The 15,534-nt window shown below is 57.2% G+C and carries 12 protein-coding genes and 1 pseudogene; 12 read left to right on the top strand and 1 reads right to left on the bottom strand.

Annotation, left to right across the window (positions count from 1 at the left end; genetic code table 11):
• Nucleotides 1-38 precede the first annotated feature (38 nt).
• The 12 genes and pseudogenes from lspA (at nt 39) to pyrE (ending at nt 13,537) form a co-directional block, all read left to right on the top strand.
• Nucleotides 39-554: a signal peptidase II gene (lspA, locus tag DQG13_RS05815; protein WP_113018787.1), complete on the top strand. Its 516-nt coding sequence runs from the start codon at nt 39-41 to the stop codon at nt 552-554.
• Between the two features lie 87 nt (nt 555-641).
• Nucleotides 642-1,610, top strand: coding sequence for an RluA family pseudouridine synthase (locus DQG13_RS05810; RefSeq protein ID WP_113018836.1), 969 nt, complete (start codon nt 642-644; stop codon nt 1,608-1,610).
• 119 nt (nt 1,611-1,729) lie between these two features.
• Nucleotides 1,730-2,965: an LL-diaminopimelate aminotransferase gene (locus DQG13_RS05805; RefSeq protein WP_113018786.1), complete on the top strand. Its 1,236-nt coding sequence runs from the start codon at nt 1,730-1,732 to the stop codon at nt 2,963-2,965.
• 485 nt (nt 2,966-3,450) lie between these two features.
• Nucleotides 3,451-3,756, top strand: coding sequence for a transposase (locus tag DQG13_RS31805; protein WP_397333940.1), 306 nt, complete (start codon nt 3,451-3,453; stop codon nt 3,754-3,756).
• Nucleotides 3,749-4,126 (top strand): annotated as a pseudogene (locus DQG13_RS05795) (RNA-guided endonuclease TnpB family protein); the annotation flags it as partial. The gene DQG13_RS31805 and the pseudogene DQG13_RS05795, both read left to right, overlap by 8 nt.
• A 412-nt stretch (nt 4,127-4,538) precedes the next feature.
• Nucleotides 4,539-5,084 carry a bifunctional pyr operon transcriptional regulator/uracil phosphoribosyltransferase PyrR gene (gene pyrR, locus DQG13_RS05790; RefSeq protein WP_113018785.1) on the top strand — a complete coding sequence of 182 codons (546 nt, stop codon included), beginning with the start codon at nt 4,539-4,541 and terminating at the stop codon, nt 5,082-5,084.
• A complete protein-coding gene (locus tag DQG13_RS05785) occupies nt 5,081-5,983 on the top strand; it encodes an aspartate carbamoyltransferase catalytic subunit (RefSeq protein WP_113018784.1) in 903 nt (300 codons plus the stop codon). The genes pyrR and DQG13_RS05785 overlap by 4 nt, the downstream gene beginning before the upstream one ends.
• A gap of 177 nt (nt 5,984-6,160) precedes the next feature.
• Complete coding sequence (locus DQG13_RS05780; RefSeq protein ID WP_113018783.1) at nt 6,161-7,474, top strand: dihydroorotase; 1,314 nt, start codon at nt 6,161-6,163, stop codon at nt 7,472-7,474.
• Nucleotides 7,475-7,561: 87 nt separating this feature from the next.
• Entirely contained in the window at nt 7,562-8,746 is a 1,185-nt protein-coding gene (gene carA / locus DQG13_RS05775; RefSeq protein ID WP_113018782.1) for a glutamine-hydrolyzing carbamoyl-phosphate synthase small subunit, read from the top strand.
• Nucleotides 8,733-11,951, top strand: coding sequence for a carbamoyl-phosphate synthase large subunit (carB, locus tag DQG13_RS05770; RefSeq protein ID WP_113018781.1), 3,219 nt, complete (start codon nt 8,733-8,735; stop codon nt 11,949-11,951). The genes carA and carB overlap by 14 nt, the downstream gene beginning before the upstream one ends.
• A gap of 215 nt (nt 11,952-12,166) precedes the next feature.
• Entirely contained in the window at nt 12,167-12,880 is a 714-nt protein-coding gene (gene pyrF / locus DQG13_RS05765) for an orotidine-5'-phosphate decarboxylase (RefSeq protein ID WP_113018835.1), read from the top strand.
• Between the two features lie 3 nt (nt 12,881-12,883).
• A complete protein-coding gene (gene pyrE, locus DQG13_RS05760) occupies nt 12,884-13,537 on the top strand; it encodes an orotate phosphoribosyltransferase (RefSeq protein WP_113018780.1) in 654 nt (217 codons plus the stop codon).
• Nucleotides 13,538-13,804: 267 nt separating this feature from the next.
• On the opposite strand, the gene DQG13_RS05755 is transcribed toward pyrE, so the two are convergent.
• Nucleotides 13,805-15,361, bottom strand: a complete 1,557-nt coding sequence (locus DQG13_RS05755; RefSeq protein WP_181592600.1) for an MGH1-like glycoside hydrolase domain-containing protein — start codon at nt 15,359-15,361, stop codon at nt 13,805-13,807.
• Nucleotides 15,362-15,534 lie beyond the last annotated feature (173 nt).

Genomic DNA, 15,534 nt, shown 5'->3' with positions numbered 1-15,534 from the left:
ACAGGGATGAACGGAAGTTATTAAGGGAGGGTTTTTCCTTGCTGTATTTTATCCTTGCCTTTGTGGTGCTGGTTTTGGACCAGGCCAGCAAATGGATCATCGTCAATAAGATGGATCTGTATGAAACAAGATCGGTGATCGGCGAGTTTTTTTCGATTACCTCCCACCGGAACACTGGCGCGGCCTTCAGCATTCTGGAAGGACAGCGCTGGTTTTTCGTGTCCATTACAGTAATCATTCTCACCGGTTTGATCTGGTATCTGCTCCGGACCATCCGCGCGGGCAAAAAACTTCTGCCCACCGCCCTTGGGTTTCTGCTTGGCGGGGCTGCAGGCAACTTTATCGACCGGGCTTTGTTCGGGGAAGTGGTGGACTTCCTGCAATTCCGCTTCCAGTTCGAGTGGTTCGGCAAACATGTGGATTACACCTTCGCTATTTTTAATCTGGCGGATTCCGCCATTGTGCTGGGTGTGGGATTGATTTTTTTGGATACACTGATCGAATGGCGCAAGGAAAAGCGGGCAACACGGCAAAACGGGGAACAAGCTTCCTGAGGGCTTTGCCGCAAGGCAACGCCGGCATCGTAAGCATTAGTTGAGGAGGATGGCCGCTTGGAAGAAGAGTTCAACGGAGGAGAAGGGCTGGACAGCCCTTTTCCGGAAGAGGCAGAGGAGCTGGACGAGCTTCAGGAGGAATCCGGAGAGCTGGCGTTGACGGTGGAGTCTGAATTCGCCGGCCAGCGTATCGATAAATATGTGAATGAATCCATGGACACGGTAGTGTCCCGGACGCAAATCCAGAACTGGATCAAGGACGGCCATGTGCTGGTCAACGGCTTTGCGGTGAAGTCCAATTACAAGGTTGCGGAGGGCAACATCATTGCGGTAACGGTCCCCAAGCTGGAGGAGACGGAAATTGCCCCCGAGCCGATGGGCCTGGACATTGTGTATGAGGACAGCCATGTCATCGTGGTCAATAAACCCCGGGGGCTGGTGGTTCATCCCGCGGCAGGCCATTATACCGGCACCCTGGTGAACGGTCTGCTTCATCACTGCAAGGATCTGTCCGGGATCAACGGGAAGCTGCGCCCCGGCATTGTCCACCGCATTGACAAGGATACCTCGGGGCTGATTATGGCCGCCAAGAACGACCAGGCCCACCAGTCCCTGGCCCAACAGCTGAAGGATCATACGGTTACCCGCAAATATATCGCAGTGGTTCACGGTGTGGTCCCGCATGACATGGGCACAGTAGATGCCCCTATCGGACGGGATTCCTATGACCGGAAGCTGTTTACCGTTACCGAAAAAAACAGCCGCCATGCCGTCACCCATTTTACGGTAACTGAACGGTTGAAGGAGTTTTCGGTGCTGGAATTGAAGCTGGAAACCGGCAGGACCCACCAAATCCGGGTTCATATGAAATATATCGGCTATCCCCTGGTAGGCGATCCGTTCTACGGCAAAAGCCGGGACAAGGAGATGAAGGGCCAGGCCCTGCACGCGGCTGTGCTGGGTTTTGTCCATCCGGTGAGCGGCGAGTATCTGGAATTTTCCGCCCCGCTGCCGGAGGATATGCGCCAATTGCTGGAGCGTCTGCGGATGAGTTAGGGCTCCCCGGAGAAAAGTGCAAAGGAAACAACTCTCGATCCATGGATTTTGCCTCATTTTTTCGGTAGCTTAAAGGAAGCAGAGCAAGCACAAGAGAACCAGGAGGAATCAAGCTATCCATGGCCAAGATTAATCAGAATTATAAACAATTGCAAGGCAGCTACCTGTTTGCGGAGGTTGCCCGCCGCCGGGTGAAGTTTATCGGCGAAAATCCCAATGCCGAGGTCATCAGCTTAGGTATAGGCGACGTAACCCGTCCGCTGCCGGAGGCCATCATCTCCGGGCTTCACGCTGCTGTCAACGAGATGGCGGAGGCCTCCAGCTTCCGCGGCTACGGCCCGGAGCAGGGCTACGATTTCCTGCTTAACGCCATTATCGAAAATGACTACCAAGCCAGAGGCATCGACATCAAGGCCAACGAAGTATTTGTCAGCGACGGCTCCAAATGCGATGTGGGCAATATCCAGGAGATTTTCAGCCTGGACAGTGTAGTGGCCGTAACTGACCCGGTTTATCCCGTATACGTGGATACCAATGTAATGGCGGGGCGCAGCGGCGAATACGTCAAGGATCTGAACCGCTATTCCAACATCGTCTATCTGCCCTGCCATGCAGGCAACCATTTTATTCCCGCTCTGCCGGATAAAAAAGTGGACCTGATCTACCTGTGTTATCCCAACAACCCCACAGGCATGACTCTTTCCAAGGAAGAGCTGAAGAAGTGGGTGGACTTCGCCCGCGCCAACAAGTGCGTGATCCTGTACGATTCCGCCTATGAGGCGTACATCCAGGAGAAGGATGTGCCGCGGAGCATCTACGAAATCGAAGGCGCCAAGGAAGTGGCCATCGAGTTCCGCAGCTTCTCCAAAACCGCCGGCTTTACCGGCGTCCGCTGCGCCTACACCGTTGTGCCCAAGGAGCTCTTGGCCTATGACGAGGACAACAACCCGGTAGTGGTCAACGAGCTGTGGAACCGCCGCCAGACCACCAAGTTCAACGGCTGCTCCTACATTACCCAAAAGGGCGCAGCTGCCGTCTATTCTCCGGAGGGCAAGGCGCAAATCGCCAAGCTGGTGGAATATTACATGACCAACGCCAAGATTATCCGCGAGGGCATCGCCGCTCTGGGCATCGAGGTTTTCGGCGGCGTCAACGCCCCGTACATCTGGCTGAAGACTCCGGAGGGCATGGGCTCCTGGGAATTCTTCGACAAGCTTTTGACCCAGGCCCATATTGTGGGCACGCCGGGCGTGGGCTTCGGCCAAAGCGGCGAGGGCTACTTCCGCCTGACCGCCTTCGGCAGCCGCGAAAATACCGAAAAGGCTGTGGAACGTTTCCAGAACCTGCGCTTCTAAAGGCCTGCCATTCCTCTATACGAGACAAGCTCTCCTTTTTGCAGGAGGGCTTGTTTTTTCTTTTTTAGGGCTTCCGCGGGGCGGGGGTATGGGGGCATCCCAGTTGAGTTGTAACGGAACGGAACTCAGCGACCCTTACAGGCCAAAATCGGGGGTTTTTGCTTTTTAACGGAACTGAGAGACCGCTATTGGGGGAGAGGCGGCCTTTTTGACCCTACTGCCCCCGATTTGAGCTAATAAGGTCGTTTGAGTTCCTTTAGCAGCTTGGCCCGGGCATTTTCTACAGCATAAGGGCTTCTCAGTTCCGCAAATAGTTGAATCAGTTTCGCAAATAGTTGGGTAGGTTGGAAAGGAGGAGGTATGCATCTGGAAATTTTTACTTTAATCATTTGCTGCCAAGCCGCCGGAGAGAAGAGTGGGCGGAGGGGGTGGAGGCTTCCCTCTTGAAGCTGTCTGTGCGGGAGAAGCGGCGGAGCGGAGCTTGTATGCGCTTTGCCAACAGACCCAGCCGGATATCCCCGGCTTTACCGGAAACCCTCCCATTTACGAATGGTGGCGCAAATGGACTCTGGAGGCGGAGGGCGCTGGCACGGGCAAACCGGCGGATGGCCCGTCGCACTCCAGGTGGGGCGAACCATAAGAAGGCCAAACGACAAGTGGCGCGAATCCATGAACACATCGCGAATACTCGACATGACTTTCTCCACAAGCTGACGACGAAGCTGATTCGTGAAAACCAAACGATCAGCATCGAACATCTGGGCGTGGTGAACATGCNCGCGAATCCATGAACACATCGCGAATACTCGACATGACTTTCTCCACAAGCTGACGACGAAGCTGATTCGTGAAAACCAAACGATCAGCATCGAACATCTGGGCGTGGTGAACATGCTCCGGAATCCGAAGCTGTCGAAATCCATCGCGGATGCATCATGGGGCGAATTTGTCCGTCAGCTCACGTACAAGGCTTCCTGGTACGGCCGAACGCTTCGGGTGGCGGACCGGTTTGAACCGACCAGTCACCACTGTCATGTATGTGGCACGGTCCATCCTGAGGTGAAGAATCTATCGATCCGGGAATGGACATGTTCGACCTGTGGAACCGCTCATGATCGAGATGAGAACGCGGCCCATAATATCAAGTGCGCCGCCATCTAGCAGCGCCCTACCTTGAACTGCGGGAACCGCAGGGATCGCTTGCTAAAAAAGAGGAGAGTCCTCCTCTGTTCGCAAGAATCCCCCACTTCAAGTGCAGCTAAGTGGGGGAGAGTTCAATGGATGGAAAAGCATCTTCGCCCTTGACTTCTTTTGTCGAACATGGGATAATTCTTTTAACCAAATAGCACCTTTAACGGACAGTCCCGTGAGACTGGCAAGGTGAACGATTTCGAGGATGGAGCGCTGCTCCGTCTGTCAAGTTGTGTGCGCGAAGGATGGTTGTATCCGGTTATGGATTCACCTGTCTTTTTCTGCGGGCATATAGACGGAATCTGACCTGATCAACTCACCCCTGCCGTTAGCGGCAGGGGTTTTCTTGTGCCCCAATGATAAACACTAGGAGGAGATCATGATGCTCATGCAAGAGGAGCATGTGCTGCTGGATGAGACGGCGATCAGACGGGCGCTGACCCGGATTGCCCATGAAATTCTGGAGCGCAACCGGGGAGTGGACAACAGCATGCTCATCGGCATCCGTACAAGAGGGATTTATATGGCCAGGCGGATTGCGGAGCGCATCCAGGAAATCGAGGGTGTCCCCATCGGCGTGGGAGAGGTGGACGCCAGCTCCTACCGGGACGATATACGCCGCGGCGTGGCTCCGCCGAGAATGCAAGCGGACAATCTGTCCATAGAGGGCAAAAAGCTGATTTTGTGCGACGATGTGCTGTATACGGGGCGGACGGTCCGCGCGGCCATGGATGCCCTGATGGACTGCGGGCGTCCGGAAATGATCCAGCTGGCTGTGCTGGTGGACCGGGGACACCGGGAGCTGCCCATCCGTCCGGATTATGTAGGCAAGAATGTACCCACCTCCAGGCTGGAATCGGTGGAAGTGCAATTGGCGGAGATCGACGGCAAAGATCAGGTCATCATTCAAAGGAGGCAGCAATCATGATTCAATTGGCGACGGAGAAGCACTTGTTGGGCTTGAAGGGGGTTCCCGCCTCGGAGATCAACGCCATTCTGACCCGGGCCGTATTCTGGGAGCAGTACCCGGCCAAGGCCACATCCATCCTGCAGGGAAAATTTGTGGCTAACATGTTCTTCGAAAACAGCACCAGAACCCGCTTCTCTTTTGAAATGGCCCAAAAGCGGCTGGGCGCCCAGGTATTGAACTTCGCCGCGGCGGTCTCCAGCGTGCAAAAGGGAGAGTCCATCTACGATACGGTGCGGACTCTGGAAACCATGGGCATCGACGCGGGGGTCATCCGGATGAAGCCGGAGGGAGTGCTGCAGGCGCTGGCGGAGAAGGTGAAGATTCCCCTGATTAATGCCGGCGACGGCAACAACGAGCATCCCACCCAGGCGCTCCTGGATTTCTATACAATGAAGAAGCAGTTCGGCGACTTGAAGGGGCTGACGGTATCGATTATCGGCGATGTGAAGCATAGCCGGGTAGCCCGCTCCAACCTCTGGGGTTTGCAGGAGCTGGGGGCCCGTGTCAAGTTCTGCGCGCCGCCCAATATGCAGGCTCCGGAGCTGGCGGAATTTGCCCCGTATGTGAGCATGGATGAGGCTCTCCTTTCGGATGTGGTGATGATGCTGCGGGTGCAACTGGAGCGCCACGAGGACGGCTTGTTCAACTCGGCGGCGGAATACCGGGAGCAATACGGGCTTACGGTGGAGCGGGCGGAACGGCTGCAGCCCCATTCCATCATTATGCACCCTGCGCCGGTGAACCGGAATGTGGAGATTGACGATGAGCTGGTGGAATGCGAGCAGTCGCGGATTTTTCCCCAGATGGCCAACGGCGTGCCGATCCGCATGGCGGTCATTGAGCGGGCGCTGTCGTAAGGGCTTTAACAATAAAAAAGAGAAGTCTTGTATATCTCCTGCATAAATTGTATAATCTTTGCGATTGGCGTTATTTTTATACGATATATTGTATATTCATACAAGCGATGAGCTTGGGCGGCTGAAGGGACGAAAGCGGCGGCAACAGGAAGCGGAAAAAACAGTGAGGAGGCCAACATGGGAACCTGGATCATAAACGGCAAGGTCTGCACCGGAGGCAATGAGCTGGCGGAGAAGCGGATATATATCGAGCAGGGGGTCATCGCCCGGGTGGAGGATGCGGCAGCCGGGGTGTGGAGCGGACCGGGAGCGGGCGACGAGGTTATCGACGCCGGCGGCAGACTGGTGGCGCCGGGCTTCATCGACATGCACACCCATTTGCGCGAGCCCGGCTTTGAGCATAAGGAAACCATTGCCACGGGAACCCGTTCGGCAGCCAGAGGCGGCTTTACCACCATTGCCTGCATGCCCAACACCCGGCCGGTGACAGACAATCCGGAGACCATCAAGCTGATTCTGGAAAAAGCCCGGACAGAAGGCAACGGCGTGCGGGTGCTGCCCTACGGCACCATATCGAAGCAGGAGCTGGGCCGGGAGCTGACGGATTTTGCCGCGCTGAAGGAAGCGGGAGCGGTAGCCTTCTCCGATGACGGCGTAGGGGTCCAAAACTCCAAGATGATGAAGGACGCCATGCGCCTGGCCCAAAGCCTGGGCATGACCGTGGTGGCCCACTGCGAGGACGATTCCCTTCTGGAGGGGGCGGCGGTGACCGAGGGAGCTTTTGCCGCCAAACACGGTCTGAAGGGCATCCCCAACGAATCGGAAGCCATCCATGTGGGACGGGACATTCTGCTGGCGGAAGCCACCGGCGTCCACTACCATGTCTGCCACGTCAGCACGGAGCAGTCCGTGCGGCTGATCCGCCAGGCCAAGGCCGTAGGCATCAACGTAACCGCAGAGGTTTGCCCCCATCACCTGGTGCTCTCCGATGAGGATATTCCCGGCTTGGATGCCGACTGGAAAATGAACCCGCCACTGCGGACGCCCCGGGATGTGGAAGCGGTCCTGGCCGGACTGGAGGACGGGACGCTGGACATTATCGTCACTGACCATGCCCCCCACAGCCCCGAGGAGAAAGCCAAGGGATTGGAGAAGGCCCCCTTCGGAATTGTGGGCTTCGAGACTGCCTTCCCGCTCTTGTATACCAAGTTTGTGCAGACGGGACGCTGGACCCTGGAGTTCCTGCTGGAGCGGATGACGAGGAAGCCTGCGGAGGTGTTTGGGCTGGAGCAGGGCAGGCTTGAGGCAGGGGCCGCCGCCGATCTGGTGCTGGTGGACCTGGACCGGAGTGCCGCGGTAGACCCGGACGAGTTCCTGTCCAAAAGCCGGAACACGCCGTTCACCGGCTGGAAGCTGGCCGGCTGGCCGGTGCTGACCATGGTGGCCGGACAGACGGTCTGGCAGGATGAGCAGGCTGCGGCCCGCCGCTAGGGGCCTGTCCGACGAAGGGCGGCCAGATGGCAGACGCATACATGAATAAACAATGCTCCACATTTTGCGATATAAGGAGAGATCACCATGCAGGTTCAGGCGAGACTGCTTTTGGAAGACGGCACGCTGTTTACGGGCAAAGCCTTCGGCGCAACCGGGGAATCCACCGGCGAGGTCGTGTTTAATACAGGGATCACAGGCTATCAGGAGGTGCTGTCCGATCCGTCCTACTGCGGCCAGATCGTGACCATGACCTACCCTCTGATCGGCAACTACGGCATTATCCGCGACGACTTCGAGTCCATGCGCCCTTTTATCCACGGCTTTGTGGTGCGCCATCATGAGGAAACCCCCAGCAACTGGCGGGCCCAGTTCACCCTGGACACTCTCTTGAAGGATTACGGCATTACCGGCATCAGCGGCATCGACACCCGGATGCTCACCCGCATCCTGCGCCATCACGGCACCATGAAGGGACTCCTGACCACCTCCAACGCATCGCTGGAAGAACTGAAGGAACGCCTGGGCGTGGCCCAGCTTCTCCGCGACCAGGTAGACCGGGTTTCCACCAAAAGCGTCTTCGGCTGCCCCGGCACCAAGGAGCGCATCGTGGTAGTGGACTACGGCTCCAAAAGCGGGATTATCCGCGAGCTGACCAAACGCGGCGCCGATGTGGTTGTGGTGCCCCATACCACCACAGCCGAGCAGATCCGCAAGCTCTGCGCCGACGGCGTGCTGCTCTCCAACGGTCCCGGGGACCCCAAGGATGTGCCCCATGCGGCCCAAACCATCGCGTCTCTGCTGGGCGAGCTGCCCATCTTCGGCATCTGCCTGGGGCACCAGCTGCTGGCGCTGGCCTCCGGCGCGGACACGGAGAAGCTCAAGTTCGGCCACCGCGGCGGCAACCATCCGGTGAAGGAGCTGGCCAGCGGCCGCTGCTACATCACCTCCCAGAACCACGGCTACACGGTGAAGGAGGAGTCGGTGGAGGGAACGGGCCTTGTAATTACCCATATCAATAACAATGATAAAACCATCGAGGGCCTGCGCCACACCCAATATCCGGCATTCTCCGTCCAGTACCACCCGGAAGCGGCTCCCGGCCCCTTCGATTCCAGCTACCTGTTCGATGAATTCCTGGAGATGATCCGCGATTTCAAGGCAGCCAAGCCCTACGTGCCGCAGCAGGCGGCCATGGTGGCGGCATCGGCGCTGAAACAGAAGGAAGAAGCCTCTGAAGTGAAAGGAGATCTCCAGTATGCCCAAAAATAATTCCCTCAAAAAGATTCTCGTCATCGGCTCCGGCCCCATCGTCATCGGCCAGGCGGCGGAGTTCGACTATGCCGGCACCCAAGCCTGCCAGGCCCTCAAGGAGGAGGGGCTGGAGGTGGTGCTGATCAACAGCAACCCGGCCACCATCATGACCGATACCAACATGGCGGACAAGGTTTACATCGAGCCGATTACGCTGGACTTCGTCACCAATATCATCCGCACGGAGAAGCCGGACGGCCTTCTGCCTACCCTGGGCGGCCAAACCGGCCTGAACATGGCGGTAGCCCTGGCCAAGGCCGGAGTGCTGGAGCGGGAGAACGTGAAGCTCCTGGGCACCCAGCTCTCCGCCATCGAGAAGGCCGAGGACCGGGACCTGTTCCGCGACCTGATGCGGGAGCTGGAGCAGCCGGTGCCGGACTCCGCCATTGTTACGACGGTGGAAGAGGCAGTTGCTTTTGCCAATGAAATCGGCTATCCCATTATTATCCGCCCCGCTTATACCCTGGGCGGCACAGGCGGCGGCATCTGCACCAACGAGGAAGAGCTGATCGAGATTGTCAGCTCCGGCATCCGCTACAGCCCCATCGGCCAATGTCTGGTGGAGAAGAGCATCGCCGGCATGAAGGAAGTCGAGTATGAGGTCATGCGGGACGCCAACGACAACTGCATCGTGGTCTGCAACATGGAAAACTTCGACCCGGTAGGCGTACATACCGGCGACAGCATCGTGGTGGCTCCCAGCCAAACCCTGTCCGACCGCGAGTACCAAATGCTCCGAACCGCGTCGCTGCGGATTATCCGCGCGCTGAATATCGAAGGCGGCTGCAACGTCCAGTTTGCCCTGGACCCCCACAGCTTCCAATATTATGTCATCGAAGTAAACCCCCGGGTCAGCCGCTCCTCCGCCCTGGCCTCCAAGGCAACCGGCTATCCCATCGCCAAAATGGCGGCGAAGATTGCCGTTGGCTACACCCTGGATGAAATCATCAATCCGGTTACCGGCCAAACCTATGCCTGCTTCGAGCCGACCCTGGACTATATCGTCAGCAAAATTCCGCGCTGGCCCTTCGACAAGTTCATCTCCGCCAACCGCAAGCTGGGCACCCAGATGAAGGCTACCGGCGAGGTAATGGCCATTGGCCGGACCTTCGAAGAATCCATACACAAGGCCATCCGCTCCCTGGAAATCGGCGTCCACCGCCTCTTCCTGAAGGGAACGGACGCCCTGGAGACAGAGGCGCTGGAAACCAGACTGAAGCGCCCCGACGACGAGCGCATGTTCCTGATCGCCGAGGCTTACCGCAGAGGTTATACACTGGAGCAGATTCAGGAGCTGACCAAAATCGACTGGTGGTTCCTCTCCAAGCTGCAAGGAATGATCCGCTTTGAAGCGGAAATCGCCCAGCCTGAGCTGACCCGCGAGCTGCTCTGGGAAACCAAACGCATGGGCTTCACCGACCGCGCCATCGCCGAGATCAGGGCACAGGCAGGCTGCCAATCCTACGTGAAGGAAGCGGATGTGCGGGCGCTGCGCCTTGAGCTGGGGCTGAAGCCTGTCTACAAGATGGTGGACACCTGCGCCGCCGAGTTCGAGGCCACCACGCCGTACTACTACTCCACCTACGAGATAGAGGATGAGGTAACCGAAACCGCCAAGGAGAAGGTAGTGGTGCTGGGCTCCGGACCCATCCGGATCGGTCAGGGCATCGAATTTGACTACTCCACCGTTCACGCCGTCTGGGCTATCCAGGAGGCCGGTTATGAAGCGGTGATTATCAATAACAACCCGGAGACGGTATCTACGGACTTCAATACCTCGGACCGGCTGTACTTTGAACCGCTGTTCTTCGAGGATGTCATGAACGTTATCGAACGGGAAAAGCCCATCGGCGTTATCGTCCAATTCGGCGGCCAAACCGCCATCAACCTGGCAGGTCCCTTGACCAAGGCCGGCGTCCGCATTCTCGGCTCCGATCTGGACAGCATCGACACCGCCGAGGACCGGAAGCGGTTTGAGGCGCTGATGAACAGCCTGAACATCGCCCAGCCTCCGGGCGGCACCGTAACCTCCGTGGACCAGGCGGTGGGCACGGCAGCCCGCTTCGGCTATCCGGTGCTGGTGCGCCCCTCCTACGTGCTGGGCGGCCGGGCCATGGAGATCGTCTACTCCGACAATGAGCTTCTGAACTACATGGAGCGCGCCGTGAAAATCAACCCGGAGCATCCGGTATTGATCGACCGCTACATGCTGGGCAAGGAAGTGGAGGTGGATGCCATCTGCGACGGCGAAACCGTGCTGATTCCCGGCATCATGGAGCATGTGGAGCGGGCCGGGGTCCACTCCGGCGACTCCATCGCCGTTTATCCGCCGCAATCCCTGTCCGATGAGATCAAGCAGCAGATTGTGGACATTACCATCCGCATTGCCAAGGGCCTGAACGTGGTGGGCCTGGTGAACATCCAGTTCGTCATCTACAAGGGCGGCGTGTATGTCATCGAAGTGAATCCGCGCTCCTCCCGGACAGTGCCCTTCTTAAGCAAGGTGACCAAAATCCCCATGGCCAACGTGGCCACCCGGGTGATTATGGGCCAAACCCTGAAGGAATTGGGCTATACCGAAGGCCTGTGGCCGGAGGACGAATATGTGTCCGTCAAGGTGCCGGTGTTCTCCTTCGCCAAGCTGCGCCGGGTGGACACCACCCTCGGCCCGGAAATGAAATCCACCGGCGAGGTCATGGGCCGGGATATTACCTTCGCCAAGGCGCTGTACAAGGGCCTGGTAGGCTCCGGTATGAAGATTCCGCCTACAGGCTCCATGATTGTGACTGTGGCTGACAACGACAAGAAGGAAGCCATCGAGATTGTGAAGGGCTTCTACGCCATGGGCTACGACATTGTGGCCACCGGCGGCACGGCTCTGGCCTTCGAGGAGGCGGGCATCAAGGTGAAGCGGGTCAACAAACTCTCCGAGGGATCGCCCAATATTCTCGATCTGATCCGCAACGGCCAGGCCCACTTTGTAGTGAACACCCTGACCAAGGGCAAAACCCCCGAGCGGGACGGCTTCCGCATCCGCCGGGAGGCGGTGGAGAACGGCGTGGTTTGTATGACCTCGCTGGATACGGTGCGGGCGCTCCTGCATACGCTGGAGGCCATCAACTTCTCCTCCCGCCCCATGCCGGCCAACGTCGTAACGCTGTAAACACGAGCTGACATAAGAAGCCCTGCCCGCATGTCCCGGGTGCGTCCTCCGCCATTGGCGCGGGCGCCCCTCAAGGATTGGCGCGCCGGGCTCCTGTCTTGAAAGAAGGGCGTTCCCCCTGAAGGGGGCCGCCCGATTCCATACCAAGGAGGTTTGAACACGTGGCGGAACTTCAACAACCGGCTGCTGCCCTAAAGGGAAAAACAGCGGCGGAGATGGCCGAACGGATCATCATTCCCCTGGACTATCCGTCTGCCGAAGCGGCGGCCGGACTTCTGGAGCAACTCCGGGGTATTCCCTGCTATATGAAGGTGGGCATGCAGCTGTTTTATGCCGCGGGCCCCGGCTTTGTGCGGAGCCTGAAGGAGCAGGGCTACAAGGTTTTTGTGGATTTGAAAATGCACGACATCCCCAACACTGTGGCAGGCGGCGCGGAAAGCATCACCCGGCTGGGCGCGGATATGTTCAATGTTCACGCGGCAGGGGGCAAGGCCATGATGGAGGCGGCCCGGGAAGGAATGGAACGGGCCATCGGTCAAAGCGCCGGGGCCTTAGCCCGTCCGCTCTTGATCGCAGTGACCCAACTGACCAGCACCAGCCAGGCGGTGATGAACGGGGAGATCGGCATTCCCGGGACGGTGGAGGAGGCGGTGCTGCGGTATGCGTCCCTGACCCGGAGCGCCGGACTGGACGGCGTGGTGGCCTCCCCCTTGGAGGTGGCGGCCATCAAGTCGGCGATTGGGTCTGAATTTGTTACTGTGACTCCCGGCGTCCGTCCGGCAGGGGCCGACAAGGGCGACCAGTCCCGGGTGATGACGCCGCGGGAGGCCTTTCTGCAGGGCACCGATTACATTGTCATCGGCCGCCCCATTACCGCTGCCGCCAATCCGCGGCAGGCGCTGGAAACTATTTTGAAGGAGCTGAGCTAAGGCATGTCTACCACTGGAAATCTGGACGTATTAGCAGGACAAATCGCCAAGGAGCTGCTGGCCATCAAGGCGGTGGCCCTGCAGCCGGACCAGCCGTTTACCTGGACCTCCGGCATTATTTCGCCCATCTATTGCGACAACCGGCTGACCATGTCCTACCCGGCTATCCGCAGCCTGATTGCGGACGGTTTTGTACAGCTGATCCGCCAATATTACCCGGACGCGGAAATAATCGCGGGCACCGCCACAGCGGGCATTCCCCATGCCGCCTGGGTGGCCGAACGGATGAATCTGCCCATGATCTACATCCGGGACAAGGCCAAGGGCCACGGCAAGAAGAACCAAATCGAAGGAAGGCTTCCCGAAGGCGCCAAAACGGTGGTCATCGAGGATTTGATCTCCACCGGCGGAAGCTCCCTGAAGGCTGCGCTGGCAGTGAATGAGGCAGGCGGCAACGCCCTGGGTGTGGCAGCCATCTTCTCCTACCAGCTGGCTCAGGCGGAGGCCACCTTCGGCGAGGCGGACATGCCTTTGCACACGCTGTCCAACTATACGGCGCTGATCGAGGAGGCTGTGCGGCAGGGCACCGTCCGGGAATCGGATGTGGAGCTGCTCCAATCCTGGCGGAAGGACCCCCAGGCGTTCGGCAAGAAGTAAAGCGTTTGACGCGACCTTTGCGGAGGCCGTTGGGCAGTAGAGATAAACCTGGAGCGGCGCGCAAAGAATCTATCTCACGCTATTTCGCGAAAACGGGCATGATAAAAAATCTAACGAATCCATATCGCGTTATTCGCCGGTTTGAACGCATTTCGGCGCACATTCGGACCAGTAGCGATCCTACGATTCGTTAGATTTCAAACATGCTCACCTATAGGCAAATAGTGATGCATAGATTCGTTAGCGTTTCTCCCATTTTCGGACAGCCTAAAATTTCCGCTTTGCCGCGTTCAATGGAATTTCTAAAGGAGGACCGCCTAATTCGCCCAATCCACATTCGATGCCATCCACAAAAACGTGCAAACCCGGTCCTTTCCCATACTGCGACCCGTCTCGGTCATAAAACACCGTTACAGTATGCCCGCGGTAATCCAGCTTGTCTAAGCAAAAGTAATCCCAAGAATTAACCGGCACCAACGGCCGGACTTCAAGCACCCCGTCCTCGCGGGGCCGAATGCCGACAAGACCGGATATGACCAGATCGTTGAATGTTGAATGATTGTAATCCTTGCCGCGTTCCCTTCCTCCTTTATTTTCCCGCCATCCCCAAGACTCGAGAATGCGTCGAGACAACCATTCGCCCGTAAAAGGATCAAGGTTCTCATCCAGCCAACAGACGCGGGAACCGTCTTCGCATAGACGGTAATGCGACGCCGCATATGTCCGCAGCAATTGCAAATAATCTTCTTGGTTGATATATGTTTGGCAGTAGTCGTTCAGCAGATTCGCCATAGCCGTCAGCGTCTGCGATGTGGCAAAGGGCCAGGAAGGACCGTTCCACAGACACTCGTGCGCATGTTCAAACATGAACCTGGGATGCCGTCTCTCTGCAGTGGTCGGACCATACGGCGCACTGAAGCCCTCCGTATCCAGCAGTTGTTTCCAAGCGGCTTCGTACCCTTGATCAGGCAGATGAAAATACCATGGAATATACCCGATTTGTTCACGCACATTTGTGCTTCTATCCATTTTTTCAAAATCCCACACAGCTGCATCGGACTTCGGAGCTGCAAGGGGAATGACCTTGAAGAATTCATCATGGGGGTCCCACAGCTTGGTCTGAATAAGCTCCTTTAGCCTTCTTGCATGGCCTTCAAACTCCTCTCTTACTTCCTGCTTGCCGGCAAGCCCGGCAATTTTCGAGATGGCAGCAGCGTCCGCATACAGATAGGAATTCAATGTTGGGCGCAGACCCGAACCGCTGATAGAGAGCTCCATCGCATCCCGATCATCATGCGACCAGAATAGACCGCTGCCATTCAAATGTGAGGTGATCCATGCCCGGTAGTGAGCGATGAAATCCGGAAGCAGTTCAATGGCGAATGCGAAATCGCCGCTTACTTTCACATAGTTCCACACGGCATCCACGATCCAGGAGCTATAGGAACGGATGCTTCCGCCCCCACGAAACCAGAACAAAATATAATCCTTTAAGAAGTCAGCGCTGTTCTTCAGCCAACGTCCTTCATTCAAATGATGTCCGACGGCGCAATTGATGGAATTATGCTTGCCCGCCCATGGTACAGTTGGGTGAAACTCCGTGACAATATAGCCGTCCGCCGTTTTTTTCAGATGCTTCCGGTATACCCACCAGCGGAAATAATACGTTTCTTCAATCGTCTTGTCCGGGCACTCAAACAGCGGCATATTGGAAGATAGCCAGTCCCAAGCGGAGGAGTTGTCAATCGCCTGGATAACCGTTTCTTCATCGTTTGCATTGAAATGATCAATATAGGCTTTAAACGCTTCTGTTTGCAGGATCATACATGTGTCCCTCCAATTTTACGGTGTATCGAACCCAAGATTTTCTCCTTCATGGTAGCCAGCGGTCTTATACTGCTCCCATTCGTCCCTCTCCAGTATTTTATTCTTGCCTTTAAATTATAGAGATTTCGGTTTTCTTGTGAATCAATAGAATAAGCGATTATTTAAAAAAT

This window comes from Paenibacillus sp. YN15, from assembly GCF_003285005.1.
Taxonomy (GTDB): Bacteria; Bacillota; Bacilli; order Paenibacillales; family NBRC-103111; genus Paenibacillus_AR.
This window is presented reverse-complemented; position numbering and strand designations above follow the sequence as displayed.